Genomic DNA, 25685 nt, shown 5'->3' with positions numbered 1-25685 from the left:
GGATTTTTTATTTTAATTACTCCAACGCCTTAACCATTCGGATTCATCTAAACCAACTCTAGAAATTTTTGTCGCAAAGTTATTGGCTTCTCTTTGGGCGTGTGCATCTTTTAAATCAGCCAACCATTGGAAATGTTCGTTATGATATGATTTAAAATAAAATTGACCCGCTGATTCTTCAGCCTGAACTATTTGACTTTTCTCTGATGGCTGAAACTTAATCGTTCTTAACTCGAAAGCGTCTTTTACAATATTTAATCGAATGAACTTTGAATTATCTTCAGTTACAAAATGAAACTTTGAATTTCCTTCCACTTTCTCAAGTGGTAGGAATAGGAACTTTCTGAGTTCATCCAACCGAACACTATCGCATCGGGCTTGAATGCATAGAAAGAAACGTTCCTCTTGCAACTCAGCTATAGGAAGTTGTTTTACCAATGTACCCAACGTTAGCCTTGGTAATGATGATGGCTGTTTTAGATTACTCTTGTGATGCGTAAGTATTGAAAATTCGGAATCGATATCGTCTGCAGGTTGCCCAATGAAAAATTCCGAAGCGGTTTTGTAAAGTTCTCTTTCCTTTTTAGTGAACTTCCCTAAAGGAGCATGTTGTTCGTCGCTGAAGCCACTAGCTACCCATTGTTTTTTACAAGCTTCTACAAAGCTAGTTGTAATCCAATTTTTTATAAAGGCTCCATTAATATTTAAATCCTTATCCTTATCGATCGTGAGCTTTTTGTCAAATTCTTTAGTGTCAATCCATTCAAGTATGTTTGATGTTGAAGTCGTTTCTCCAGTTTCATTGTAATTCAATATGGCTTGAATTGAATGTGATAGAATTTCTATAAGCTGCTCCTTCGAATCCTCTGGATTGGGCAAAAGAAGTCTGTGGGAAAGAAATGAAGGGTCAAGCTCTTTCTTATAAAGCTTAATTAATCTAAATGTATTACTCCTGATAGCCGTAAGTGATTGCAATACAAAGTTGGTTAATAAACCAGCAGTCATTTCTGTAAATTGTGTGAGAATAAATTCGGGCAACTGATCGTAATCGACAACTTTACTGCTCAGTTCGGGATTGTGTTTGAATTTTGATTCCCCGCTTCCATCCTTACTCGCGGGTTTAGCGGCAACTAGAATTTTTATATTATTGGTAAATACACAACAATCGCCCCGTTGCAGGCCTTCAATGGTTAAAGCTTGTAGATCACTAAATACTTCATCTGTAATGCCAGGTAAATCAAGTTCTCCCGTATATATCAATATCAATTTGAGACTTCCTTTCCCGGTCAGCGGATCTGATAATATCTCCCTAATAATTTTTCTTGTATGAGGTCCCCTAGGATCATCATTATCCGCGTCCTCTTCCTCATTTTCAACTTCCTCTTCAGCAATATTTATCTGCCAATCCAAGACAGTAACATCAGTTTTTTTAGCCAATTCAGCTAAATTATTAATATCCTCCAAACTCTTTGGATTATATACTGCACATACCTTTTTACTATTACCAAAAATCCGGGTTATCTGTTGTGCATTGAACTCATGATGATTTGGATCTTCACTTATGAAAGCCCTGTCGTCGATAAATACTATACTTTGCAGAAAATCATTGGCGATTTCCTTTGAAGAATCAAAAAAGGGACTATTCATTGTCAAGTTGTTTGATTGGTTCAATTTTAAAGCTTACTGTTTCACCCTTGCGAGAAGTATCCAAAAATATGTTGTAATTCTCAGCGTTAAGTACCTCCCTACTTATATGAAGACCCATACCTCTGCCGTTGCTCTTTCTAGTGAAGCCTAATTCAAATATTCGATTTTTATCCTGGATGGTCACCTCAGGTCCATTATTAGACATGTAAATTCCTGTATCATCAGCATGTAGTCGAATTATTTTTTCATCTACATTGGCTTGATTAAGCCAATGTATAGCGTTGTCAACTACATTAACAAAAACAGGATAAAATGTTGAGCGAAACCCATGTATTTTCTTCTTTGCAAATCCTTTGGTATGCTTAAACTGAATATTGTGCCGTTCCAATCTTGGTTTGAAAAGATCAATTAGAAATGTCTTTATTTCTAATGCCGAAATTTCCTCACGTTTTCGATTGAGTCTTCTATTCAAAGGAGTGAATAGGTTTAGATATCCATCGAGATGTTCAAAGTTGATTTTTATGTTGTTATAAACACTTTCAAGATTTTCATTGACATCGGCCCATGCTTTCAAGTCTTTTATACTATGACGAATTGACTTTGTTGTACTATTGAACTCATGATGTATTACACCAACTGCCAGCCCTAATTGACTCAACTCAATATCAGCGTGAATACGTCCTTTCAATTCGTCTAGTTCCTCTGCCATTGCATCCGCAATTTCATCACTTGTGACAATATCTTGGTTAAGATCTCTATCCCAATAAATACCTTGAAGTTGTTTAATAACGCGTTCAAGAACACCAGTTACCCGCTCCCTTCCTCTGTTAATATCGGCCTCCATAGATTTACGCTCATTTACTAAATCGAAATCCTCACTTGATTCAACACCAAGTGTTTTGAACCTATCCTTAACATCTCTTATTTGATTATCAAGCTCAATCATTAATTCGGTAGTGAGCTCTTTAACTTTAGATGTTATTTCTGAAACCGCTTTTTTCGTCTCTTTTTGTTTTCCTGATGCTGCCTTTTTCGCCTCTATTGAAATAAAGTCAACCGCTTGTTCTAGACGTTTGCGCTTACTTATTTCAATGTTTAATCTTTCAGTATAGTCGTCAACATAGATATCAATATTATCAACCGCATTTAGAAAAATTCCAGTCTCCAACTTTTTAAGCTCATCAATATAAGCCTCATAGTCCTTACGCGTATCTCTGGAAATAGTGAACCCTTTCGGCTGTGGAACCTTAATTTTTTGCTTATAAGCTTCTATTTCTTTTCGAGCTTCAAGCTCGCAATTAATTAACGACTGACTAGCTTGTTCGGGGTCATCAATTGAAGCAAGAGAACCGAATTTCTTCTCTTGGGATTCAAGCAGTGTCTCAAGTTCAGATTTAAATTTGTTAGAATTTAAGTCTTCAAAAAAAGAATTTAAATTCTGTTGAAACCTCTCCTTTCTTACTTTGGCCTGCTGATCACGTCTCTCCAAAGCCTTATAATAAGATTCCCTTTCTGCTCTTTTTTGAGCCCAAAATTCTGTTTTTGGACTATTACTACCTTCTCTAAAAAAATCAGCGGCAAGCTGAAGAAAGAAGTTTTTTAAAATATCTTGAAGCTGTCGATATGCTTTGTTCTCAATAAATCCTTCCCGACCAGCTTTTTCAGTTAACTTATAATTATCAGCTCTGGAAATATTAACTACTCCAAACATCCGACGGTATGAAAAAAAGTAAAAGGAAGCACTTTTTGTACGGTTTCGTTCAATATCGATAAAATCATAGTCGGAATCTCCATACGGTAACATTCTGATATTATCTCTATAGATATAAATACCACCAAACTTATCGGCTTTAGCTGTTATTCTAGCATAATTTTCAGAATCTATAATCGACTGCTTTAATCTACCTTGAACGTAGGCCAGGTTAATTGAGAATTCGCCACATTCTGTAGGTTTGAAATAATTCCCATTCCAAATAATTTTGTGTTCAAAGGATTTTTCCCTATAAATCTTGATTGAACCGGAGAACTGGCCAAACTCGTCAAAGATTCCTTGGAAATGGTGGTCAGCCAAGTCAAAATCTTTTGGGGTGAAAAATTGTTCTTTATCAAGAATATTTAAATAAGTACCGTCATTGTTTCGGTAATCCCTAAACTCTAGGTTGATTAATGGCTCTGGATGATTGGGTGTCATTGTATTTGTGAATCCGACCAGCATTTTTTCAATTTTGGTAGCATCGGAATTATTCTTATCCCCGTCAATAAAATGATTCAAAGTTTCATCGACCGGATCAATGTAAAATTGAGTACCCCCTTGATTTTTGGAAAATGCAAAATTCCCAATTAATGTTTGATTGAGGTCTTTTGGAGAAACATCAAAACTTTTGACAGTATTTATAATACTATTGGCATCTGCCTGATTGATTTCGTCTAATTTCGCCAATTTCTCTAAGGAGTCCAACAACTCCTTTTTCAATTGTTCAATTTCCTCTTTCGTAGGTAAGTCATCATACTCTCGAATAGGAACAATTACATCATCCAAATTGAGTCCAGGTAGTTCAAATATACTCCAATTAATGAAGGCTGCTACAATCTTGTGCTCCTTTTCTGTACGCTTAGCTTTCGAAATAATTAGAACTTGACTACCAATCGATGCGATTGCCAAACGTCCGATTCCCTTTTCACCCATTATAGGCCTTAATGTTTTTTTTGGATCTATAGGGGGTAGAGGAATTTTTTTGTTTGCAAACTTACTTTCAGTTCCCAACGTTAGCCATCGCGATTCGAAGTCGTCTTTAGTCATTCCTAAGCCATTATCCCGCAAAACCATCAGTTTTTGCTTCCGGAAATAGTCTATTTCGACATTGTCGGCGTAGGCATCATGTGCATTTTTAAACAACTCATTAATTGCAGTTGGAACTCCAGCAATTTGCTGTCTTCCAAGTAAATCTAGTGCACGTGCTCTTGCTTTGAATTTTGCCATCTGTTCCAATGTTCTTTAAGTGCTCTACCAATGGCTTCAGCCAGTTTTGGAGGTACTGCGTTTCCAATCATAGTTGCAATAGTACCCTTGCTAGATGAATAAAAATTATAATCTAATGGGAATGATTGGAGGGTAGCTCCTTCCCTTAAGGAAATTCCACGATTTTGCTCAGGGTGAGAATATCTTCCCGTACTAGTATAAGTAAATCTGGTGGTAATAGTTGGTGCCGGTTTATCCCAAGATAAGCGGCCATAAACGTCATGATGGCCATCATGATTCTTATAACATTCTAGTTGGAGAATTCCATTGTTCGCCCAAGCTTTTCTGGAACCCCCATTTTTTGGTGTAAGTTTAACTCTTTCTAAGTTAAGTTTTGAAAGTCTCGATGAAGAGTGCAAAAATGAGCTGTTATCTTGGGCCCCTGCTTTAATTTTAGGAAAAGTTTTGTAGTTCCCAATGGCTCTTTTTACCGTAATTATATTCTCTTTATTTCTAACTTGATTAGGTAATGAAATGTTTTTGGTAACCCTACTAGCTATTAAAACAAATCTTCGACGATTTTGAGGAACACCAAAATATTTGGCATTCAATACGTTTTGATCAAAAACATATCCTTCTTTCCTTAATGCCTTTTTAAATTTGTGCAACGGACTTCCCAACTTAGTTTCCAAACCGGGAACATTTTCAATAAAAACAAACCCTGGAAGATAGTAAAGAACAAACTCTTTGAAATCATCTAGCAATAATCTATTTCCTTTGGATTTTGTTTTATCGGATTTTAAATTTGAATAGTACTGGCATGGACTGCACCCAACAAAAATCATATTACCGTCGTTCCTTGTTACAGGGAGCAATTCACCCAACTTTTCACACGCTAGGTTTGATACATCTTCATTTAAAAATTTAGCATCGTTGTTGTTTTCGAAAGTTTTTTCAAACTTGGAATCTATGTCTATCCCACCAAGTACCTCGATACCGGCATTTCTAAAGCCACAGCTAACCCCTCCTGCACCACAAAAGAAATCCACTGCTTTTAAAACAGGTTTATCTAAACAATTTTTCGTTTTAGTAGTCAAGTTGATTAGATTTTGAAGAAGTAATACTCTTACAAACTTAAAGAATTGTTTTTGAATTTATTGAATTAGGCATTTAATTATTAATATTTTTCATATTGCACCGTGGTGCGTTTATCATCCTAGCCATAAGGTTGTCAAAAACATCATCCGTCATATAGCTTCGGTTGAACCTGTAGCAGTATTCGTAAAGGTAGTCTTGTAGATTTTCCACATAATGGCGCATACCCCTCAGCCATCCTTTTACGTTCATAACCACTTTATGGAATTCCAAGAAATTGCCCCCTTTTTTCTGGAGGGTATCTTAGGGGGGCCGTACCCTACCCATTGGTCCGTGGTCACTCGGGCCGTGGTCGTGCCGAAAACTGTTTCATCCACTTCGGCCCTACCTTTAATGGGATAATCGCCCAATTTATTGGTCGCTATTATGACCTTGTGCTCTAACGCCCAACAGGTCTTCTGCATGAGGGAGAGCTTGCTGGCAAGTTCCAGAGAGGTACCCCCCTTTTTATTGATCGCTACGAAATACACATTGCAGAAGGCCTTGAGCAGGTCGAATATAACCCTGTGGAATAGCGTATTGGCCGTTGGCGACCTATCGTAACGACAAGAGGTGCACTGGCGCGAATAAGGCTTGCTCCCCTGCAATAATTGCCGTGCCGATATTTGGGGGCACCTGAAACCATTGCCCCACTTCAGTTCGGAAAGGGAGAGGCTTTTGAATCTTCGCACCATGTTCCTAAAGCATTTTTCCCCTAAGTAGAGGGTACTTTTACGTTATCGACTAAACGTCTAAATCAATAAATTTATTTGCCTTAAACACAGTAAACTCATTGATAAGGTTTAATATTTATTTCTTTTAGCGAAAGAAAGTGGCTTTTTATCTCCAGAAAAACATGAGTAATGATTTGGTTATCTTGTAACTTGATTGAAAAAAAGAAAAAATAAACAGTATATTTATCTACAAAGGATTTGACTTTGAGCAATTAGTTGCTATATTTACTTTCACCCGGCCCACATGGTTCAAATTTTCCCACTCCTCCAGTAGGCTATTGTATGGTGTATTTCTATTAAATGCTATCATTTTGAACAAGGGTAATAATTACATACGTTGAATTAACGAGGGTAAATACAACAAAAATTTACCTTTGTTTATGGTATAAGGGTAAAACCTAGTCTCGTATATTTTTAAAATGAACCTGTCCTTTTTTATTGAATCAACATGGCTATGATCTCATTATCAATTATTCAGGAGAGGTAAATTCCATTTCGCTTCGAATAATCCGTAAGCTCGTCCTTAAACCCATTAAATACTTCTTCCTCCTTATAATGGCTACCTCCTAAAAGAGAATTGAAGGCAAAGGCACTCCTACGCAACATAGTTGCCTGCTGTGAATTCAACTTTTGTTTGGATACTTGAAGTAACCATTCCCGCCACCCCTTTTCTAAATGGTATTCCATAACGTCCTTATCCAAATTTGGACGTAATTTATCGTAGATCATCATAAAAGCAACTTTACCGTATAATTCCTTTTCTATCAAATAAGAAAGCCATAAATTTTTAAGCTGTCCCCTACCCTCGTCCATTATATTGGATAATGTTTTGGATTGCTCGTTCAACACTTGATCCAAATTCTTGATCGATTTAAGATATGCCTGGGTTTTTAATGCTAACGGAATACTGACCCCATGTTTTGAATAAATAGAGGTGATGGAAATATCATTCCCTATTAGCTTAAAATTAAATCCCTTGGCGTTGAACAGTTTTATATAATCGATAGCGGATTTTTCGTAATGCCAATGAAGCCGTTCCGTTTTATGGAGATATGCCTTTAAGCTATGCACTTCAAACTGCCTTCGATAATCGGGAGTCATTGAGCTATATAACTGGGGCAGAAACATGGGAAGGAAAAAGGCGGTAGCGTTTAAATCGGTAGCCTTACCTCCTTTTTCTTCCATTAACTGTTGCAATATCCTTGAATTTTGATCGATACAACCAAAGGATATATAGGCCTCATTCTCATTTGGGATATGATAATTGTCCAGGAATATCTCAACGGAGTGGATATTGGAGTTAATATAAGAAATCCTACCATTGCCATATTTGAGGCCCAAACTCTGTAGCAAATGAAATAAAATACCTTTGTTCCCAGAAATATCGAATACATTGGCTTCCAAAGTCATTTTTAAAATTAAAACCCTGTTTTCCAGCGTTTTGAGTTCTTTATTCGCTTCCGATATGCCCAATCCAGTACGTGTGCTCTCAAATTCCTTTTGTACCGAAATCAATAAGGAACTACCATTATTTTCGGGCATATAATGGTTTAGAAATGAATATCGTACCAAACTCGCTAGAAAGGGCCGCACTTCCTTAAAACTTTTGATCGATACAAATTCCGATAACAATATATCACGTTTATTGGCATCCAAATAAGCTTTATAAAAGGCATTTTTTATTAGTTTTTGTATTTCAAGAACAAACTGGTTGCTATCCACATCTATGCTGGTTTCCCCATCCTCGGAATTGATTATCTGTGGATGGTTTACGACATCTTTTTCTGAACCTATTTCCGAAGTACTACATATAAATCCTGATTTATCATAGATGATAACGTCACTTAGTTGGCTTTTCTTTTCATAAATCAATTCACAATCCAGATTCTGATAGGATTTTAATACATCTGGCAGGTCTTCAAAGTGAATACTCTTGAACAGTTTAAATGTGGTCATTATTTGCTTTTCCAAACGCTTTTTAACCATAGGAAATAGCTTGGATCGCATGTTCCGTTCAAAAACCTTTTGCAATTTTGGGCCGCTTAATTGAGGATGTACGGTAGAGCCGTTGATAAATCTTGAACTGTAGCCATTTTCTACATCGACCCCAAAAGATACACCATCCCTGCCATTGTAGTCTACCGTCCTTAAATGGATATGGTGCGGTCTCAATATTTCGGACAATTCTTTAAAACTTCGCACCTTGTACTTCTGGAGCATGTTGTTTGTAATGTCCTGTATATAGAACCTAACCCCGTTAATGTCCTCGTTCTTGAATTGCGGGATCCGATATATCGGTAGCTCCCTGTCTTTAATTGTTTCAGGAGACGGGGAAAGGCCAAACTGTTTTTCAAGGTATTTCTGTGTCGCTAAGTTCCTTTTGAAATCATTGGAAAGGTTTATTTGCAGACAATCTTCCCTTATGGTGGTCGAGACTATGTGGACATGCTCGTGCTTGGTATCGTGGTGGCGTACCACCATATAAGGTTGTTCTCCATAGCCCATATGTTCCATGTACGCTTTGGACAGTTCAAAAAAGTCGATGTCTTCCAAATGTTCGCCTCGGGGAAGATTGATAGTCGCATGTACATATCGTCTTTCAGAATCGTGCCGATTGCCGAGATAGTAAAGGACCCTACCGAAAAATGCTGTGTTGGTATGGGTATCCGAATAGGTGTTCTGGAAGCCGAGTATGCTGCTATCGGCCTTGCCCAATACATAATTCATTACCCCCTGCACATTATTCCGATATAGTATCCTTGCTATCATTTTAACTTCCGTTGTTGATCGTTTCTATAAGTTCGAGCATCAGTTCGCTGGCTTTTTCCATCTCCCGTTCCAGGTTCGAGTTGGGGCTTCGCATATTCTTGTAGTTGGCCACCTTTACCAGTTGGTTGATGTTGGCTCCTATTTTGTTCAATTGGTAATTGAGGTTCGATATATCATCTGGAACCTTTTTCTCTTTTATCGTTTCCCTGTTTAGGATAAGCTTTCTCAAAAATGGACCCACCGTTCCCCTTTTAGCAAAATCAAGATTATAGGAATGCAGGATAGTCTTTACTTTTTCAAGTTCCCGGCCATTGAACCTAAGCGTTATGGCATGCTCCCGCTTCCTGTCCCCCAAACGTTTTCTCCCGCCTTTGTTGATTGCCATTTTCTCCCTCTATATTATCAGTTTTCACTTCGTCAGAAGTAGGTGTTTTAAGATGCTTAAAACATAACTTGCTATCCGTCTACACGGATAAATATAGCAGAATAAAATTGATTACAACAATCTAATAATCAGTATTTTACATCTCAAATACATATCATGCCATATGGATATAAATGGGTACAGGCATAAGAATTATATGGTCTTATTTGATGCATTGGAAATGTTGAGAAACAATGAAATACAACTATTTTTTGTGGGTCGGGTGAAAAAAGGTCAAGCGACTTTTTGGGCGCTTGTACTTTTGCGCGGTACCGAGGGTGTCGAGGAAAACAGGAACGGAAAGACTTCCCGAGTGGACCGGCGAAGCGTGTCCGCATTGGGAGGATTGTAGAGGAAGGGTTGCTCGACTTCCGGAGGGATTTGGAACTATACAGAAACCAACATTATATTAAATCCCGTCCCTTCTAAAACTTAATAATGGAATAAACCATATTGAGGTGATGAAAGGAAAACCAAAACCTTATCTAGGCGTTTAAAATGGTAATAATATTCTCTACATGATTGGTAATAGGTACAAAAAATCCTTATCAAAAAACCAATGCATAAAACCATATGGAACCTCCCGCTGTACCTATCTGTTTTGATATGGTTTTATATGGACCTACAGTAAAATATATTATATAAAAACCTGATTATTAATTAATTATATACATATATTTAAATATAAATATAGGTGCATATTCAAATATATTTATAGGTAAATATATCCCTATAAATATATATTCATAATCCAATTTATAATTATAACGGCTCAATAATATATGAATATATCAAAATTAACTTCTATATCATGGAAACAAAAATTATAAGTATCGTGGGTGAAAAAGGTGGTATCGGAAAAACGACCCTAAACCTTATCCTAGCCTCCAATCTTCATTATGCAAAAGGAAAAAAAGTAGTGCTCCTTGATGGGGACAATCCACAGTATTCGATCTATAAAAAAAGACAGCGTGAACTTAGTTTTTTGGATGCTTCGGAAATTGAGGAATTGGAGCCTTACACTATAGAACGGGTAACAGTGGGATCCATCCAAGACACAATTATGAAATATTACGGTCTTATAGATTATATTATTCTGGACCTCCCTGGGAGTCTTAACGTAGAAATGGTTAAGGGCCTATTATATGTGGAACATATTTTCATCCCATTTAGCCACGACGAATTGGAGATAGACAGCACCTCTAATTTCTATTTTACCTTAAAGAACAACTTTCTGGACAATAATGAGCGTGTACTCAAAAGTGTCAACTTATTTTTCAACAAATTTAAATTGGTAAGGAAAAACAAGTTTTCACTGCTCCGCCAACAGTTCGAAAAAGCCGGCATCCCTATAATGCAAAGCGTGGTCAAGGACAGGACTATTTACAAGGAACAATATAGGAATACCCTCTACCCTATTCCCGAAAACAAGGAAGAAGGGGATATGGATATCAAAAAATTCTTCGAAGAAGTAGAACAGTTATCAAATATATAAACTAGATTTCAATGGGAAAACAGAAAAAAATCACCACACTTGATCTGCTCGAGCAAATGGCAAATAAAAACCAGGAGACATCAAGCACGCTAGAACAGCTCAAACTAGATCGTATGGGCCTAAAACAACAAACCACTTCCCTCAACGTTAGAAAGGAGGATGCTATTAACAAGTTGGAGAAAAATAGGAAACCGAAGGAAGAGAGTCCTTCTGAAAATAACCATAATATCGGAAAACAGTTGGATGTGTTATTGCAGACCGATAAATTGAAAAATAAAAAAGAAACCTTTTTTATGACCATCAACAGTGATTGTGCAATGAAATACGAAAAACTGGCAATGGGTATCTCCTATAAAATGGGTGTCAAGACCTCAAGGAACGATTTGATTCGAAAGGTTTTGCTGGATTTTACGAATAGAAATTATGAAAAATTAATTACGCTCATTGAGCAAAAATAAAACTGAAATTTGAGCACTTACTGGTACATATTGTTCGGTCTTGCCCTTGTTTGGTACGGGTATATCATGTGGGTGCTATTATCCAAAAAAAGCACAAAGACAAAAAAACATTCAAAAAAATTAGATTATTTGCGTTTAAATGATAAATTTGTATATAAATCAGATAATGATAAGACCGATTTAAACGCTGTACTCGACCAGATAAACGAAGTGGAAGACACTTCTAAACTTTTGGAAGCTTTTAGAGAGGGTTCATTTGAAGATGATTCAAATTCCATAACTCGCAAAAAGCATGAAAAACTCAAAGTCATCCGCAACAAGGATACGGCCAATGAAATACCGCCGGAATCCGAAAATTGAAACATTTCTTCTATTTTTAATTCTGTTATCCATAACCGTGTGCTCCTATGGTCAATTCGATCAACTGCTTCAGGAAGCACAGGATTTCAAGAACGATTCGAAAAACCTCTCCAGGGAAATTGTCGATATTATTAAGGTTATTGCTGGCGTGGCCATTGCCATAACCGGTCTGACCTATCTATATATTCGAGATCAGCAGACGGACCTGGCCAATAAATTGGGCAAGATTATTATTGGTATCGCCATTTTTTTTGCTCTGATCGCCATAGGTGAGGAAATAGCTAACATCTAAATTTCCCGTATTATGGAAAACTGCCACATTCCTATAAAGAAAGGGCTGCAAAAAGATGTCTATTACAAAGGTCTCAACGCAAAATACATTTTTTACTGCGTATACCTTGGTACGACGGCAATCATAACAGGCCTTGTCCTATCCGTTTTTATTTCTATGTTGTTGGCCTTGCTAATTACTGGTATAGCAATTGTCGTCGTATTCATGATCTTGCTGTTTTACTCTAGGACCTATGGTGCCAATGGCTTTGTTAAAAAACTTGCCGATACTTCCAAACCTGATTCCATCAAAATAGGCAATGACTATAAAAATCTATTGTTATGGGAAAACAGGTAGCTCTTTGGGATGCATTCCCTATATACGGATATGAACGGCAGGCATTAATATCAAAAGAAAGGGGATGTTTAACAATTCCATTACAGCTTATTCTACCCGAAGTGTTCACATTGGACACCAAAGACTATGGAACCCTTCAAGAACTTTTCTTGAACATCATAAATATTTTAGGCCCAAATAGACTCTTGCATAGGCAAGATTTCTTCCTCCAGGAAAACTATACGCCCATATCTAAAAGACTGCAGGGCGATATGATGGAAAGGGCAAACGAAAAACATTTTCAAGGTCGCCCCTATTTAGTTGGAACGCACTATTTATATATTAGCGTTGTTCCAGAAAACTATATCAAATACAGTTCCAAACGGGCGAACTCATTTTTAGAGAAAAACCGGGATTTCTATTTGACCCAAACCGTTCCCGATGAATTCATCAATAGTAGTTTGCTAGCAGATTTTGAAGCTCAGGTACAGAACGTGAACAATCTGATCAATTCCACTGGACTCATAGCATCGCATATCCTTGAATACAACGACTTATTTTCCCAAAATGGACTTTACGCCAAATATTTTGGTCTTAAGGAAAATAACACAAATCTGGTGGATGTAGATTTTGACAACAACACCATACATGTGGGAAATAAACAAGGACAGTTTTTTACTCTTGAAAACTTGGACCAGTTTAATAAGGACCATATCGGTACCTACGAATTTTATGGAAAGTTCACTACCCGACAAAACCGGTTTCCTATAGGCAATCTTTTTTCTTTAGGTTTCAAAGTTCCCCATGAGCACATTATTAACCAATATATCTATATTCCAAATCAAGAAAAAATCCTCACAGGCTTAAGAAAAAAAGCCAAAAGCTTTCTACGGTTCGGTAATGGCAAAAAAGATGACAGCAATGCCATCTATGCGGACCAGATTTATGATTATACCAAAGAAATTTTGGAAAATCATAAGGAATCTGTTTTTTACCATATCAATGTTTTTGGTTTTGAAGAAGTCGGGAATCAGCCCAAGCAAATGGAAAATTCCATTACTGGCGCTTTCAAAAAACTAAGGATAAATGCCAAACACAACACCATAGACCGTAAGAACCTTTTCTTTGCAGGAATAGCTGGTAACGCAATCGGGATATCTTCCGATATGTACTTGCCCATGCCCAGCGATATGGCCACGGCCCTACTCTATCTTGAAGGCGGTTATAAAGATGCAACCAGGGCTGTTGATGGATTGCGATTGGTTGACCGTGTTACTGGCCAACCGCTTTCAGTATCTGTGTACAGGGAACCAGAAAAAAAAGATTGGATCTTCAATCGGGGCATGTTGGTCGCCTCAGGGTCGGGTGGTGGCAAGTCTTATTTGGCCAATCATTATTTTGCCTCTGAACTAAGACAGGGCGCGGAGGCCATAATTATGGAAGATGGCAACTCATACGATAGACTTACTGAAGTATTTGGCGGAGTAACGTTGCAGCACGCTGATGAAAATCCGTTTACATTCAACCCCTTTTTATTGGACAAATACGATTCTCTTGAAAGCGAAGCCCTGGGCAAAACTTTAGCTCAAGGAAAGCTGGTTGACCTTGTAACCCTTCTAAAATTGATTACTGGTCAGGAAGGGAATATAGGCGGATCAGAAATAACAAATACCGTTTTGGAATTTTTGATTACCAACTATTACGAATGGATGTGGAAAAATGAAGACAAAAATTATAAGTTCGATACCTTTTTTGAATACTGCAAAATCCACATTGCAACCTATATTAAAACTAAAAAAGTCCCAAAGGAAAAGTTCGATCCTGATGTGTTCATGTTCCTTTTGGAAAAATACTATGCCAATGGCACAAGGGGAAGCTTACTGAACAAATTGGACGATCGGATTTCCAGCCTAAGTGATGAAAAGATTATTTATTTCAAATTGGGCAAATTGATTGATAACGAACTGCTATTTCCTATTACCGCTTTGATGATTATGGAAATATTCAACAAGAAGATGCACGACCCTACAAAATTATCCATTAATAAAATACTGGCCGTCGACGAAGCCTGGAAGGCTCTAGTAAGACCGGAACTTGTACACTACTTTAACAACCAGTCCAGAATGGCCAGAAAGTTGGGCGGCCAGCCAATCTTCATTTCCCAAAAAGTTGATGATTTTATATCCTCTGAAATCATCAAAAATGCTATTGTAGTCAATTCGCATATAAAAGTGTTTTTGGATATGCGCGACTTTGCCAGATCCTTTGATAAAATACAGTCCTTAATGGGATTGGGTGAAAAACAGAAACAACTCATTCTTTCTCTCAACAAAGACCTACCAAAAGACAGGAAATTCCGTGAGGTTGCATTTTGTTGGATGGACATGGTAAAGGTGTATGGCGTGGAAACGTCTTTGGAAGAAAAGTGTATTTACGAAACCAACCCCACCGAAAGTGCTAAGATCAAACAACTATACAATAAAAATCATAAAAATTGGGAGTTGACGGCTAAGGCATATGCCTTTGACAATACTCCATAAAACCAAAAAAAAAATGAAACTAACTCCAGTAATTCTGAGCCTATTGCTGCACCTGGCGCTTTTTTCCCAGATTCCAGTAACAGATGTTGCCACCAACACTAGCGTCGGGATGGTTAACAGCCAACTCATGAATATCAACATAGAGCTAAAAGCTGTAAACAAAAACTTGTCCCAGTTGATTAATCTAATGGAGAAAAACAATAATGAAACCTCTAAATCCAGAGAAATTCTGAAAGAAGAGCTAGAAGCTAAGAAACAGGCACCCAAATATGTGACCGGATCGACCGATGTGAGCTTGGCCATAGAACTAAAAATGAAGATTCTCGAAGCATATAGAACTTCCAAACAGACCGTCCAAGAATTGGAATATTTGGAGCGAAAGGAAATCGATGAATTTATTGGTTATGCCACCAACGCTCTTTTGGAGACTAAAAATCTATTTCAACAATGCAATGAAATTATAAATACCAAAGCCATCATTTTGCCCGAGGAACGGCTAAAGAAGGTCGATGCCATTAACCTTAAACTGGAAACCATTTTGGACAACCTAATTGTTTACAATCATAAACTATCACAAATCAATTCCCTCCGAGAATCTCGCCGCACACTGATCAATATGAATAAAAACTAATCATAGTATGAACATCACTGACAAAGGCATACGGGAATCCGTCAATGAACTATTTGATCAATATATTTTGGATGCCTACGAAATTGTAGACCCGATGATAGAAATCGGTCAGGTTTTCGCATGTATTGGTATCTCGGTTTATGCCATCCTAGTGTTTCTCAATAAGGATAAGCGAGCTGATATTTTCGAACATCTCAAATGGGTGCCATTGGCCTTTGTCCTTTTTAATTATCGGGCCCTGACAAGGACCATTCTTGAATTCTACCAAGGAATTGGAATGTCCCTAAAGGCTAATGATATTTCATGGGACGTCCTCCATATTAAAATTTTGGTGGCCCAGACAACAGCTATGGTAGATTTTGGTGTTTCCTGGGTACTTCTACAGGGCGATCCGGAGGCTATACAAGTACTTGTTCTCGGGGCTTTCACTTCCGGTGTTACTGCCATTGCATCCGTTATTTCCGCCGTTGTTTTCGTGGGAATAAAAGCAATGTCCGTAGTCTATTTGTTCGTGTTGATAATATTTGGGCCATTAAATATAGGGTTATCCTTCATCCCTGTATTTTCAGGCATGTGGAAGGCATGGCTACAAAAATTCATGAGTGTCTGCCTATGGATACCCATGCTTCACCTTATCGATAACTTCATGTTGCACGTGTTGGATAAGCTCATAGACTCACTACTATCAGAAAGAGATGCGAACTTAGGTTTAGTGCTCACCTGTGGTTTATTGATGTTGATGAACGTTTTTGTTTATCTAAAGGCCCCAATATTATCCAACTTCATCGTCCAGGGAATGAGCGTTAGTGCCGGCCATTTGAAGGATCAGGCAAAACACTATGTGAAAAAATTAGCACAAACGACAGTTGATGCAAACACGGGAGGAGCTACAAAGGGAGTAAGAACCTTAATACAATAAGCGGTTTAACGATAAAAATTGACTTTAAACGATATCAAAAAAACAGATGGACGGTAATTATAAGATTTTCAACGATTTAAGCAAGATTGGTAGTAGGAGTAATAAAGTGCTATATGTATCTTTAATTCTCACGTTCGTAACCACTATCCTCAATATCTTTTATACCTACAAGACGAACGAGAGCGCCAAAAACAATTTCTATCTGCTCGATAACGGCCAGAAGCTGGCTGCCGTCAGGATAAAGGACTACAAGCGGGCAATAGATATTTTATGTGAAGGCCATATTGCCAATTTCCATGAATTGTTTTTTGCGTTGGAACCCGATTTACGCCATATCAAGAGAAATATCGAAGATAAGGCGCTGTATATGGCCGATCATTCGGTACAAAGGCTGTACAATCGTTTGATCGATCAAAACTATTACGAGGATATCGCCAAAAGTGGCTATTCGATAGAGATAGAAAAGGATTCAATTTTCGTGGATTACTCCGAATATCCATTTCTATTTCGATTCGTTGGAAAACAAAGGATTTTAAAGAGTGGCAATGTGGAATATCGGAATATGATAACCAAAGGGTACTTGGTAGAGACCAACTCAACTCCAAATAATTTGAACGGACTTAAGATTATAAAGTTCGACGTTTTAAACAACCAAGATTTGTAATTACCAACCTATGAACCGCAAAATTGACCAATTCAATCTTTGGATAAAACGGCATAGACTGTTCGCTTTCTTTGCCCCTATTATAGTTCTTCTGGCAGTATTCTTTGTAATGACCAGTATCAGTTCTATGGGTAAGGACAAACAAAAAAGTAACAGTGACGATGCGTACAACAATAATTTGCCAGACCATAACAAACAACTCGATGCTACGAAACCTAACGATATTTACAAAAAGTTACAACAAGATTCACTTGATCAATTGAGGTCAAAAGGACTCTTCAAGAGCATTTTAGAAACCAAGAAAGAGAATGATTCGTTAGAACGTATTTTAGAGGAACTCAATAACTTTTCTTTTGATGAAAAAGAAAACAGTAGCAATAGGAGTGTCAAGGACACTTCATATCCCGAAACAATTATTCCCGAGTACACTTCTAAAACTACTGATGCACAAAAAAAACTGGAATACAGAAATCTATTAATGCAAGCAAGGGATCAAAGGCTTGCCCGTAGTCAGGATTATTCCGCTCCATATACAGAACCATCCACCGACTCAAAGACAAATGCAATAGCATTCGATGCAGCAATTTACCGTGACCAGTTTATTTTACCGGGTAACCGTGTTACCCTGATCTTAAAGGATGATATCTATTACAAGGGTAGGCGATTCCCTAGGAATACATTTGTTTACGCAACAGCCAACGTGAAAGGATCAAGGGTTTTATTGGAGATAACCAATATTGACAATTTGGAAATGGAATTGACCGCAATTGATCAGGAAGATGGCATGGTCGGACTGCACAATGAGCGAGCGGGTCAATTGTTGCAGGAATTCACAGCCGATATTCAACAACAAAGTGTAAACGAATTATCGGAGGCTGTCGGCGAAACAGTAGAACTTCCATTGGCACAAAACCTGGTACGCTCCTTTGGCAATTTTTTCCAAAAGAAAAAATACAAACAGAAAGACAAGATACTTTTGGTAAATGGAGACCGTGTAATTCTAAAACCAAAAAAAATATAGTGATGATGAAGGCGCTATTGCTCATATCGGTCCTATTATCAGGGTACGCGTTGTGTGCCCAAGCCTCTAGTGATACCTTGCAAATATCTAAGGACTTCAAGACCATTCTTATTTTTCCTGAAAACATTTCGGAAAGTAGTATCGGCAACGATTTCGGTTTTATTGTGGACTTACCAAAACCGGAAGACGGCAAATTTAGTGGTCGAATAATAAAACTGTATTACGATGAACTCGCCATCGAAAAAGAAAATGTAACCAACTATTTGGTCATTACTGATACTGGAAACGTTTACGATTTTGTATTGGAACTAGTTGCGGTTCCGGAAAAAACGACATGGTATATCACTCAAGAAATGGCCGTTGCCAACATTGAGGGAAAACCAATTGAAAAAAGGAATGAAAATCAGCAGCAGATAGTCACACCTGAGAAGCCTAACAATGAAATCGAGAAAATGGACGCCATTTCTCATATTAAAAACTCCGACAAAATAGTTGCTGGTAATTCTAAAAATAGTGTTACCAAAGAATTGTACCTATCCGACCCCTTGGAATATTATCGCCTTCGATGTTATTATATGCAATTCGACAAAGCCAAGATCAGTCGGTATTTTTCTAGATTGGACAATGTTTTCCTATGGCTAAAAGGTGTCTATTATAACGAGGACGAGCTTTATTTTCATTATAGGATAGAAAACAAGGAAGGCCTTGATATGGATATCAATTTTATAAAGCATCAAATTGCGACCAACTATAAAAATAGTAGTAGTAACCAAAAAATGGAGCTCAAACCGGTTTTTGTCTACAAACAACCTAAAACCATAGCAGGAAAAAGCGAGAACCATTTTGTTGTGGTATTTAAAAAATTTGCCTTGGATGAGAAAAAAGAGGTCCTGGTGGAATTGGACGAGGAGTCTGGCAACCGCAATCTTTCATTGCGCATTGGCCATGAAATTATCAATAATCCCATAGACTTTTAAAATAATGAGGAACTCTATAACGGTTTTGGCACTTTTCATTTCGACAATGGCATACACGCAAAGTGGCAATTATGCCTCATCGGTCGGAATAAGCGGGGGTTACGCAGAGGATGGTTATGGTATAATGGCCACGTTCAATTACCACGTAAACAGAGAGCGTTATGTACAATTGAGCATATTTGCCGCCATTGCAGAGGATAAAGGTTCGTTTGATATTCCTTATAACATTTTCACTGTACAGCCCGGATACTTCATCAAGATTTGGGAACAGAAAAATTTTAAACGGTATGCCCTCAATTTTGGCGGTGGGGCAATTATCGGATACGAGGTCATTAACAATGGCAGCAAAGTGCTTGAGAACGGAGCGATCATAGATGCTAAAAGTCAATTTATATATGGAGCCTATTTGGGACTGGAAGGGGAAATAACCCTCAGCAATGATTTCTCCTTTCTACTAAAGGCCAACGAATACTATCACGTCAATAGCGATGTAGGAAATTTTTATCCTTATGTCGGAATCGGTCTTCGCTATTTTCTGTTCTAAACACATTGAAGATGAAAAACTACAAAAGAGTTACTAAAGTAGTACTGGGGCTTGTCGCCTTAATATCAGTGCTTATCATTGCTTGTAGCAAGGATTTTGGGGATATTATTTTGGATGATTTTGATTTTGATTTCTCCATTGAACAGCCGGAAACCAGTTTCGTTTTTGAAAGTGCCAAAACTTTATTTTCAATTGTTCCTGAAAAAGAAATAAGTACTGTTCATTATTATGCGCGATATACGACTTTGAAGGGCAAAGGATACTTCATGAACATGTTAGGCGATACTATCCTTGAGAATGATACGCTGAACATTATCGACAAGCAGTGGTCATATAATTATGTCGCCATCGATACAGGCATGCATAAAATTAACTTCATTGCTTGGGATTCAAATGCCAGGGAGAAAAAATTGGAACTATTGCACTATGCCAAATACGCCAGTTTTAGCTTTTTGCTAAACAAAGGGGTCAACGATTTTATCATCAATTCCAAGAATCCTGTGAATGTAACACTACTTAGGGATAAGGAAACCGAATACTCGGATAATAATGGGGAATTTGAAATAACCTATCAGATTGAAAATGGAACCGGGAAACTCTATTTGAAAGAAGAAGCTTTTGACGCTGGAAAACCATTTAACTTACCAAAAGGAATTTCGGAGATGGGATACCTTCCGGATACCTTGGGCGAACATAGATTAATCGTTACGGCCAAAGCTCCTGATGGTGCTACCTTGACCGAGGTTCTTCTTCTTACTGTGCTTAACCTCGGCTTTACAATTAATGCCACTGCTGCATCGACTCAAGTGGAATTGAATACTAATTTGGCCGTCGCCATAGATCTGAGGACCCAAGACGAAGAATCTGACGTAGCATATGAAATTACCCATTCCTTTTCACCTACTAGCGAAGGTGCAGGTACCGTGCGCGACCAGAACGGTGGTGTAATGGATCCAGGTAAATATAGGCCTATAATTCCCAATTCCTACAATTTCACTTTTACGAGTACTGAGCTGGGAAAACGGACAATATTCTTTGATGTGAGGGATTCCAACGGACAGATAAAACAGGACAGCGTTGAAATCGAGGTGGCGAACATCCCATTTACTTTTTCTGGTAATTCGGAAAGCAATTCAGTTTTTTTAAATGAGCGTACTCAACTTAATTTTAATATTAAATCCAATGGCAATACAGATAACATAGATTACAATATTTCCTATGAAATTGTGGAGGGCAACGGAAAGCTGGCGGGGATGAATGGCAACACCCTACAGAACTCAACAGGCTATCCCGTGGAACTTGGTAACTTTTCACTTTTCTATTTTCCTGAAAGTTTAGGTTCGCACCAGATTACATTTATTGTAACCGACAATTACGGGCAGGAAGTGGGGCCGGTAAATATTGACCTTGAAACCAAACAGAACGATTTTACTGTAAATATAACCCCATCGAAAACTTCGGAATTTGCAAATTTACCTGTAAATGTAATTATCGATATCAATGAAATACCTGAAGGAACCAATGATACTTATGAAGCATTTTATTCATCCGGCAAGAATAGCTCATTGCGGGTAAACGGAACGGAGTATGGTCCAGGCGAAAAATTTCAACTTGGTCCAAACAATAATAATGTAGTCTATACAGGTACTCAAGCTGGTCAGCATGATATCGTGTTGAGCGTGGAGTCAAGTGCCAATGTCACGCATACGGCAAACACTACGATAACTTATGATCAAGTTGATTTTCTATTTACAGGTGGAAGTCAAAAATCGGATATTTCGGTCGGGGAGATCACTTCCCTGAACTTTAATATCTCTGAGAGCGTTGGCTCCTCCGATTATACGATGCGATACAGTATGAACGGCAATGCCCTGATTAGAAATGAAAACGGAATCGAAGTTAATGCCGGCAATATTTATGATGTTCCAAAAGGTAATTTCAACTGGAGTCTGCAGGGCACCGACGAGAGCAATATCACATTGACCTTCTATGCACAGAACGATACAGGCCTTGAAAAGGTGGTTCCCATATCCATTGATGTAACCCCAAAGAATTATAACTTTTCGGCCAATAGCACACAATCCCAAGTATATATCGGGGATGTGGTAGATATTAATTTTAACATAACCGAGTTGGGAATTGGTGGCGATACATATGTGATGTATTTCTCTTCCGGTAGTTCCAACGGTAGCTTTGAATATCAAGGCGATACCTATGCCGCCGGGGAAAGTTTTGGCGTTCCGGTAGGTTCCTTCCAAGGAAAATATACGGGCAGTTCGGAGTCCAACCACAATATTGAATTCACGGCAAGATCATCCTCAGAGGTTGAAAAAACAGCAGGTGTCAATATTGATTATGAAAAGTACGAAGAATCTTTCGATTTTACCGTCGGCCAGCCGTCCCAAGATAAATATGAAAATCAACCCTTCCTATTAAATGTGGTCACAAATGCCACATCTGGACACGATACATCTGTCATTTACCAAATGACATTTGAATTTGCCGATATGAACGGGGGTTATATAAACCATCGGGGGAAGATATATAGGGAAGGTGAGGTTATTCCCCTGGAGTACGGTTCTGTGGCGATGCAGTTTTATCCACAAATCGACGAGAGTTTTACTATTAATTTTCGTGTCGAAAATTCAACTGGCATATCACAGACCGCCAGTGAATCGATTTTAATGCTTAAAAAGCCCAGAGCAGCCGTCAAAGGAGAGAAGCATAATATACGATGTGGTGGTCTTAATGGCTGTGACTACGTGGTTCGGATATATACCTGTTTTGCTGCAAATTGTTCAGAAGCTTATAATGGTGCCACCTTACAACAGGTGGAGGTTCGAATCTTCAATAGAAATACTAGTAGATGGGATACAATGCTATTCAATTACAATGACGCACGAGGATCAGGTGTTGAACGCTATTTTGAATTAGAGGAAGAACCAAGGGAGAATAGACTTCGATATCAAGACCAGCCTTATGAAGTTAGGGTTTTTGATTCTAATGGGCAATGGAGTGAAAAAGCTACTGGAAATATCATTCGTGTATAAATTTTCTTATAACTAGCTTTTCTTAAATGTGATTGTTACAATAACATTCTGACCACCTAAATTGTCATTTGTTTCAATTTGCAGCTTACTTCTGTTAAGCTCGAGAATCCGCATCTCATTTCTCATATCAAATTGAATAATCGAATTATTTATTAGCTGGTAGCTATCCTCTTCAATTGTTGAATAAGGGTCTTGATCATCACATGACAAGCCATTTTCGTTGATAGCGTATGCCCCTTTCTCCCCTACGCCCATTTTTGTAAAAAAAGTAAGGTTATCCTTTAAACATTGCCTAATTTCTTGAGTATTGAACAAGTCGATATTTACCGTTCCATCCCCATTGATATCCACTGCTTTGTCAGTCATAATAGATTGATATTCCCATTGGCCAAGAAGCGCTTGAGCCCTGTCCGATTCTGAAACATTGTCATTATCATTACTACATGCAAAAAATAGCAAAATGGAAAAAATGAGAAAAACATTAGTAATAATTTTCATCTGTTTATTTTTTTTGTTTTTAAAAGGTCAGATGTAATTCGCCAATAATCATTTACTCACGAGTTTTTATTTTAAATTTTGGAGTTCGTGAATCTCCGATTTCGGTTGATATCAAGAATTTTCATGGCTCATTTCATAAGAACATGTTTTAGACCTTTGCATAAAGATAAATATTATGAGCGTAGGTATGGCAATCATTAAAACTCTAATTATATCTTCATTTAATTAAACTTCCATAAATTTACAAAAACCCTTTAGTGTAACACCTGTTGCCCTGTGTGGCTTCATAGCTCTGGCTTTAGGGTTTTGTTTCTTTAAATTCTTAAGTAGAGGATTTAATCCCGATGAAACCCATACTTTACCAACTCTTTCAATAAAGATTCATAATGCTTTTCAGGAAAGTTCCTTCGTTCATTCAGGAAATGCCGTAGGGTATCCCTGGGCATTTCACAGTTGTCCTCCAACTTCCTAATAGAGAGAGCTTCCCGTTCCAATAACCAATTTCTTAGGGGTACAAACTTATAATCCATACTGGTATAAATTTTTGAATTTATTACAAATGTACTCAAAAGCGTACAATTACAACAATATTGTAACAGCAAAACAAAGGGCCTAAAAAAGCCCTTCATCTGCGAAGGAGTAATATCCCTCCCTAGTAATTATTATGCTGTCAAGGGTTGATATGTCCACCAACTTTGAAGCTTCCCTCAACTTGTTGGAGATTTGCTTGTCGGCTTCCGAGGGATTTAGATTCCCTGATGGATGGTTGTGAACCAAGATCAGGGAGCTTGTCTTGATCAGGATTGCCTGTCGCAGCACATCCTTTGTCGAAATGAGACAACCGTTATCGGTGCCAGATGTTAGATGGTGTATGTTCACCACCTGATTTTTACGGTTCAAATGTATGACCTTCACTTCTTCGTGATCGTCCATAACATCGTCAAAGAATGGATATATGAACTCCCTCACTGAACAGGAAGAGGTTATTTGAAAACTGGGCAGTTTAGTTCTCCTGTAAATGGCCGTTAACTCTCCAACGAAATCTTTAAAGGTTGCGATTCGAATGTCTTTCATAATAGTATGTTTTTAAGATTATGCGGCGAAAAAAATCAACAGGAGCGTAGCGGTGGGGATAGGTCCATGTGGAGATTTTAAAAAATTGTGGTGGGCTCCCCTGACAGGAGGGATACCCCATTTTTTCAAATACTACATGGACAGGGCAAATGCGGCTTGATTAAATTGCGGCATAAGTATGAAAAATGAATTTTTAGGCTGGAACCTGCCATTTTAAACAAGAAATAACCGAATCGTTTTGAGAGGGTTCGATGCCATTCTAAAATGAATCGCGTTAAATTGGTATAAAAATAATTGTGATTATAAATTGATGTTGTTAGTAGTGATTACTTCAATAGGCAAACCCTTAATATTTAAAATTTAGATAACCACGGAATCCCAATGCTCTTGATTGATACCTATCTGGACCGAGGCCACACCCCTTCAATTGGGCTTTCGTTCAGTGTTCCGGTTGCCCGTTATCAGAATATTGGAAAAGGCCTCGTGGCTCAACTGATTCGCGTGAAATCGTCTTCACCATAACCATCTATGTAGTACAGTACCTCATGCCTCTGGTTAAAAGTTGGTCTATTTATTAATGCAAAGATTGTCCTAGTTTTTATTCAGGCACTTTTCATGGCCTATTAGTACCAAATAGTCATCTACTTCGTCCTTACTTTTCAGTCCTACTATCCTAGTGCCGAGGTATTCGGTAAAGATCCGCCTTCAAGATTTGTATTCAAAACATAGACCTTCTTTGTTCTTCCTGAAATGCTTGGCATCATAGCAATGCCACAACTTACCCTTATATGGTCCAATAGATATCGCTCACGTTACCTCAACCTTTGGTTCGGCAGCTTCATTGCCCACGGCCAATAATTCAGGTTGTAACCGCTTCATACCCTCTTTGGTCATATTATAGTCCAAAGCTTCCATTAATCCTTATGGGTTATGCAGTAGCCTCAACTTTCAAGAAAACGACTTATATAATTGCTACCATTGGCTAATCCAAAACAATTTCATTAACTACCCTAAATGTAAAGGCATTTAGAACCATTCCAAACAAAACAGTACAAGCCCTGAAATATATTTTAAAGCCATTCTTCACCAATTAAGGTCAAAGGTTCCTAAATCCTTCGAAATAGACTTTTCTCACTTTTACTGATTTTGCCATAACATAGGGGATTATAATTTTCCACGA

General features: G+C 37.9%; 24 protein-coding genes. 14 read left to right on the top strand and 10 right to left on the bottom strand.

Annotation, left to right across the window (positions count from 1 at the left end):
- Positions 1–12 precede the first annotated feature (12 nt).
- The 6 genes from H4O18_RS15540 to mobC form a co-directional block, all read right to left on the bottom strand.
- Positions 13–1647, bottom strand: a complete 1635-nt coding sequence (locus H4O18_RS15540) for a response regulator receiver domain (protein ID WP_187586202.1) — start codon at positions 1645–1647, stop codon at positions 13–15.
- Positions 1640–4627, bottom strand: coding sequence for an ATP-binding protein (locus tag H4O18_RS15535; RefSeq protein ID WP_187586200.1), 2988 nt, complete (start codon positions 4625–4627; stop codon positions 1640–1642). Before H4O18_RS15535 ends, H4O18_RS15540 begins: the two co-directional genes overlap by 8 nt.
- Entirely contained in the window at positions 4594–5703 is a 1110-nt protein-coding gene (locus H4O18_RS15530) for a DNA cytosine methyltransferase (protein ID WP_187586198.1), read from the bottom strand. Before H4O18_RS15530 ends, H4O18_RS15535 begins: the two co-directional genes overlap by 34 nt.
- Positions 5704–5949: 246 nt before the next feature.
- Positions 5950–6435 carry a hypothetical protein gene (locus tag H4O18_RS15525; RefSeq protein ID WP_187586196.1) on the bottom strand — a complete coding sequence of 162 codons (486 nt, stop codon included), beginning with the start codon at positions 6433–6435 and terminating at the stop codon, positions 5950–5952.
- Positions 6436–6948: 513 nt separating this feature from the next.
- Complete coding sequence (locus H4O18_RS15520; protein ID WP_187586194.1) at positions 6949–9243, bottom strand: relaxase/mobilization nuclease domain-containing protein; 2295 nt, start codon at positions 9241–9243, stop codon at positions 6949–6951.
- Between the two features lies 1 nt (position 9244).
- Entirely contained in the window at positions 9245–9628 is a 384-nt protein-coding gene (mobC, locus tag H4O18_RS15515) for a plasmid mobilization relaxosome protein MobC (protein ID WP_187586192.1), read from the bottom strand.
- A 163-nt stretch (positions 9629–9791) separates the two neighbouring features.
- Here mobC and H4O18_RS15510 point away from each other — a divergent pair, with 163 nt between their 5' ends.
- From H4O18_RS15510 to H4O18_RS15445, 14 genes are all read left to right on the top strand, one after another.
- Positions 9792–10019 carry a hypothetical protein gene (locus H4O18_RS15510; RefSeq protein ID WP_187586190.1) on the top strand — a complete coding sequence of 76 codons (228 nt, stop codon included), beginning with the start codon at positions 9792–9794 and terminating at the stop codon, positions 10017–10019.
- Between the two features lie 459 nt (positions 10020–10478).
- Positions 10479–11162, top strand: coding sequence for a ParA family protein (locus tag H4O18_RS15505; protein WP_187586188.1), 684 nt, complete (start codon positions 10479–10481; stop codon positions 11160–11162).
- An 11-nt stretch (positions 11163–11173) separates the two neighbouring features.
- Positions 11174–11620, top strand: a complete 447-nt coding sequence (locus tag H4O18_RS15500; protein ID WP_110357172.1) for a hypothetical protein — start codon at positions 11174–11176, stop codon at positions 11618–11620.
- A 9-nt stretch (positions 11621–11629) separates the two neighbouring features.
- Positions 11630–11980, top strand: a complete 351-nt coding sequence (locus H4O18_RS15495; RefSeq protein WP_187586185.1) for a hypothetical protein — start codon at positions 11630–11632, stop codon at positions 11978–11980.
- Positions 11913–12272: a TrbC/VirB2 family protein gene (locus H4O18_RS15490; protein WP_110357174.1), complete on the top strand. Its 360-nt coding sequence runs from the start codon at positions 11913–11915 to the stop codon at positions 12270–12272. Before H4O18_RS15495 ends, H4O18_RS15490 begins: the two co-directional genes overlap by 68 nt.
- Positions 12273–12284: 12 nt before the next feature.
- Positions 12285–12608 carry a DUF4133 domain-containing protein gene (locus H4O18_RS15485; RefSeq protein ID WP_187586183.1) on the top strand — a complete coding sequence of 108 codons (324 nt, stop codon included), beginning with the start codon at positions 12285–12287 and terminating at the stop codon, positions 12606–12608.
- The gene (locus H4O18_RS15480) at positions 12593–15127 is read left to right on the top strand and encodes a TraG family conjugative transposon ATPase (RefSeq protein ID WP_187586181.1); all 2535 of its coding nucleotides are present in this window, start codon (positions 12593–12595) and stop codon (positions 15125–15127) included. The genes H4O18_RS15485 and H4O18_RS15480 overlap by 16 nt, the downstream gene beginning before the upstream one ends.
- Positions 15128–15140: 13 nt before the next feature.
- A complete protein-coding gene (locus H4O18_RS15475; RefSeq protein WP_187586179.1) occupies positions 15141–15758 on the top strand; it encodes a hypothetical protein in 618 nt (205 codons plus the stop codon).
- 7 nt (positions 15759–15765) lie between these two features.
- Positions 15766–16677 carry a TraJ family protein gene (locus H4O18_RS15470; protein ID WP_187586177.1) on the top strand — a complete coding sequence of 304 codons (912 nt, stop codon included), beginning with the start codon at positions 15766–15768 and terminating at the stop codon, positions 16675–16677.
- Between the two features lie 46 nt (positions 16678–16723).
- A complete protein-coding gene (locus H4O18_RS15465; protein WP_187586175.1) occupies positions 16724–17341 on the top strand; it encodes a hypothetical protein in 618 nt (205 codons plus the stop codon).
- A 10-nt stretch (positions 17342–17351) separates the two neighbouring features.
- Entirely contained in the window at positions 17352–18362 is a 1011-nt protein-coding gene (gene traM / locus H4O18_RS15460) for a conjugative transposon protein TraM (protein WP_187586173.1), read from the top strand.
- Between the two features lie 2 nt (positions 18363–18364).
- Positions 18365–19339 carry a DUF4138 domain-containing protein gene (locus H4O18_RS15455; RefSeq protein WP_187586171.1) on the top strand — a complete coding sequence of 325 codons (975 nt, stop codon included), beginning with the start codon at positions 18365–18367 and terminating at the stop codon, positions 19337–19339.
- A gap of 4 nt (positions 19340–19343) precedes the next feature.
- A complete protein-coding gene (locus H4O18_RS15450; RefSeq protein ID WP_187586169.1) occupies positions 19344–19883 on the top strand; it encodes a conjugal transfer protein TraO in 540 nt (179 codons plus the stop codon).
- Between the two features lie 11 nt (positions 19884–19894).
- On the top strand, positions 19895–22933 hold the full coding sequence (locus H4O18_RS15445; RefSeq protein WP_187586166.1) for a TraQ conjugal transfer family protein: 3039 nt from the start codon (positions 19895–19897) through the stop codon (positions 22931–22933).
- A gap of 12 nt (positions 22934–22945) precedes the next feature.
- Here H4O18_RS15445 and H4O18_RS15440 read toward each other — a convergent pair whose 3' ends face one another.
- From H4O18_RS15440 to H4O18_RS22600, 4 genes are all read right to left on the bottom strand, one after another.
- On the bottom strand, positions 22946–23431 hold the full coding sequence (locus H4O18_RS15440; protein WP_110357180.1) for a hypothetical protein: 486 nt from the start codon (positions 23429–23431) through the stop codon (positions 22946–22948).
- A 335-nt stretch (positions 23432–23766) separates the two neighbouring features.
- Entirely contained in the window at positions 23767–23961 is a 195-nt protein-coding gene (locus H4O18_RS15435; RefSeq protein ID WP_146216338.1) for a hypothetical protein, read from the bottom strand.
- Between the two features lie 82 nt (positions 23962–24043).
- Positions 24044–24505 carry a JAB domain-containing protein gene (locus H4O18_RS15430; protein ID WP_187586164.1) on the bottom strand — a complete coding sequence of 154 codons (462 nt, stop codon included), beginning with the start codon at positions 24503–24505 and terminating at the stop codon, positions 24044–24046.
- A gap of 982 nt (positions 24506–25487) precedes the next feature.
- The gene (locus H4O18_RS22600; protein ID WP_425489139.1) at positions 25488–25592 is read right to left on the bottom strand and encodes a DUF6747 family protein; all 105 of its coding nucleotides are present in this window, start codon (positions 25590–25592) and stop codon (positions 25488–25490) included.
- Between the last annotated feature and the right edge of the window lie 93 nt (positions 25593–25685).

It is taken from the genome of Arenibacter arenosicollis, from assembly GCF_014397245.1.
GTDB classification, from domain to species: domain Bacteria; phylum Bacteroidota; class Bacteroidia; order Flavobacteriales; family Flavobacteriaceae; genus Arenibacter; species Arenibacter arenosicollis.
Note: the sequence above shows the minus strand (reverse complement) of the source record. Positions and strands in the feature narration are given on the sequence as shown.

Coding starts and splice junctions, on each gene's coding strand:
- H4O18_RS15430 (WP_187586164.1), bottom strand. CDS start 24,505: ATGAAAGACATTCGAATCGCAACCTTTAAAGATTTCGTTGGAGAGTTA.
- H4O18_RS15450 (WP_187586169.1), top strand. CDS start 19,344: ATGAGGAACTCTATAACGGTTTTGGCACTTTTCATTTCGACAATGGCA.
- H4O18_RS15435 (WP_146216338.1), bottom strand. CDS start 23,961: ATGGATTATAAGTTTGTACCCCTAAGAAATTGGTTATTGGAACGGGAA.
- H4O18_RS15485 (WP_187586183.1), top strand. CDS start 12,285: ATGGAAAACTGCCACATTCCTATAAAGAAAGGGCTGCAAAAAGATGTC.
- H4O18_RS15525 (WP_187586196.1), bottom strand. CDS start 6,435: ATGGTGCGAAGATTCAAAAGCCTCTCCCTTTCCGAACTGAAGTGGGGC.
- H4O18_RS15480 (WP_187586181.1), top strand. CDS start 12,593: ATGGGAAAACAGGTAGCTCTTTGGGATGCATTCCCTATATACGGATAT.
- H4O18_RS15465 (WP_187586175.1), top strand. CDS start 16,724: ATGGACGGTAATTATAAGATTTTCAACGATTTAAGCAAGATTGGTAGT.
- traM (WP_187586173.1), top strand. CDS start 17,352: ATGAACCGCAAAATTGACCAATTCAATCTTTGGATAAAACGGCATAGA.
- H4O18_RS15445 (WP_187586166.1), top strand. CDS start 19,895: ATGAAAAACTACAAAAGAGTTACTAAAGTAGTACTGGGGCTTGTCGCC.
- H4O18_RS15520 (WP_187586194.1), bottom strand. CDS start 9,243: ATGATAGCAAGGATACTATATCGGAATAATGTGCAGGGGGTAATGAAT.
- H4O18_RS15470 (WP_187586177.1), top strand. CDS start 15,766: ATGAACATCACTGACAAAGGCATACGGGAATCCGTCAATGAACTATTT.
- H4O18_RS15475 (WP_187586179.1), top strand. CDS start 15,141: ATGAAACTAACTCCAGTAATTCTGAGCCTATTGCTGCACCTGGCGCTT.
- H4O18_RS15490 (WP_110357174.1), top strand. CDS start 11,913: ATGAAAAACTCAAAGTCATCCGCAACAAGGATACGGCCAATGAAATAC.
- H4O18_RS15455 (WP_187586171.1), top strand. CDS start 18,365: ATGATGAAGGCGCTATTGCTCATATCGGTCCTATTATCAGGGTACGCG.
- H4O18_RS15505 (WP_187586188.1), top strand. CDS start 10,479: ATGGAAACAAAAATTATAAGTATCGTGGGTGAAAAAGGTGGTATCGGA.
- H4O18_RS15535 (WP_187586200.1), bottom strand. CDS start 4,627: ATGGCAAAATTCAAAGCAAGAGCACGTGCACTAGATTTACTTGGAAGA.
- H4O18_RS15500 (WP_110357172.1), top strand. CDS start 11,174: ATGGGAAAACAGAAAAAAATCACCACACTTGATCTGCTCGAGCAAATG.
- H4O18_RS15540 (WP_187586202.1), bottom strand. CDS start 1,647: ATGAATAGTCCCTTTTTTGATTCTTCAAAGGAAATCGCCAATGATTTT.
- H4O18_RS15440 (WP_110357180.1), bottom strand. CDS start 23,431: ATGAAAATTATTACTAATGTTTTTCTCATTTTTTCCATTTTGCTATTT.
- mobC (WP_187586192.1), bottom strand. CDS start 9,628: ATGGCAATCAACAAAGGCGGGAGAAAACGTTTGGGGGACAGGAAGCGG.
- H4O18_RS15510 (WP_187586190.1), top strand. CDS start 9,792: ATGGATATAAATGGGTACAGGCATAAGAATTATATGGTCTTATTTGAT.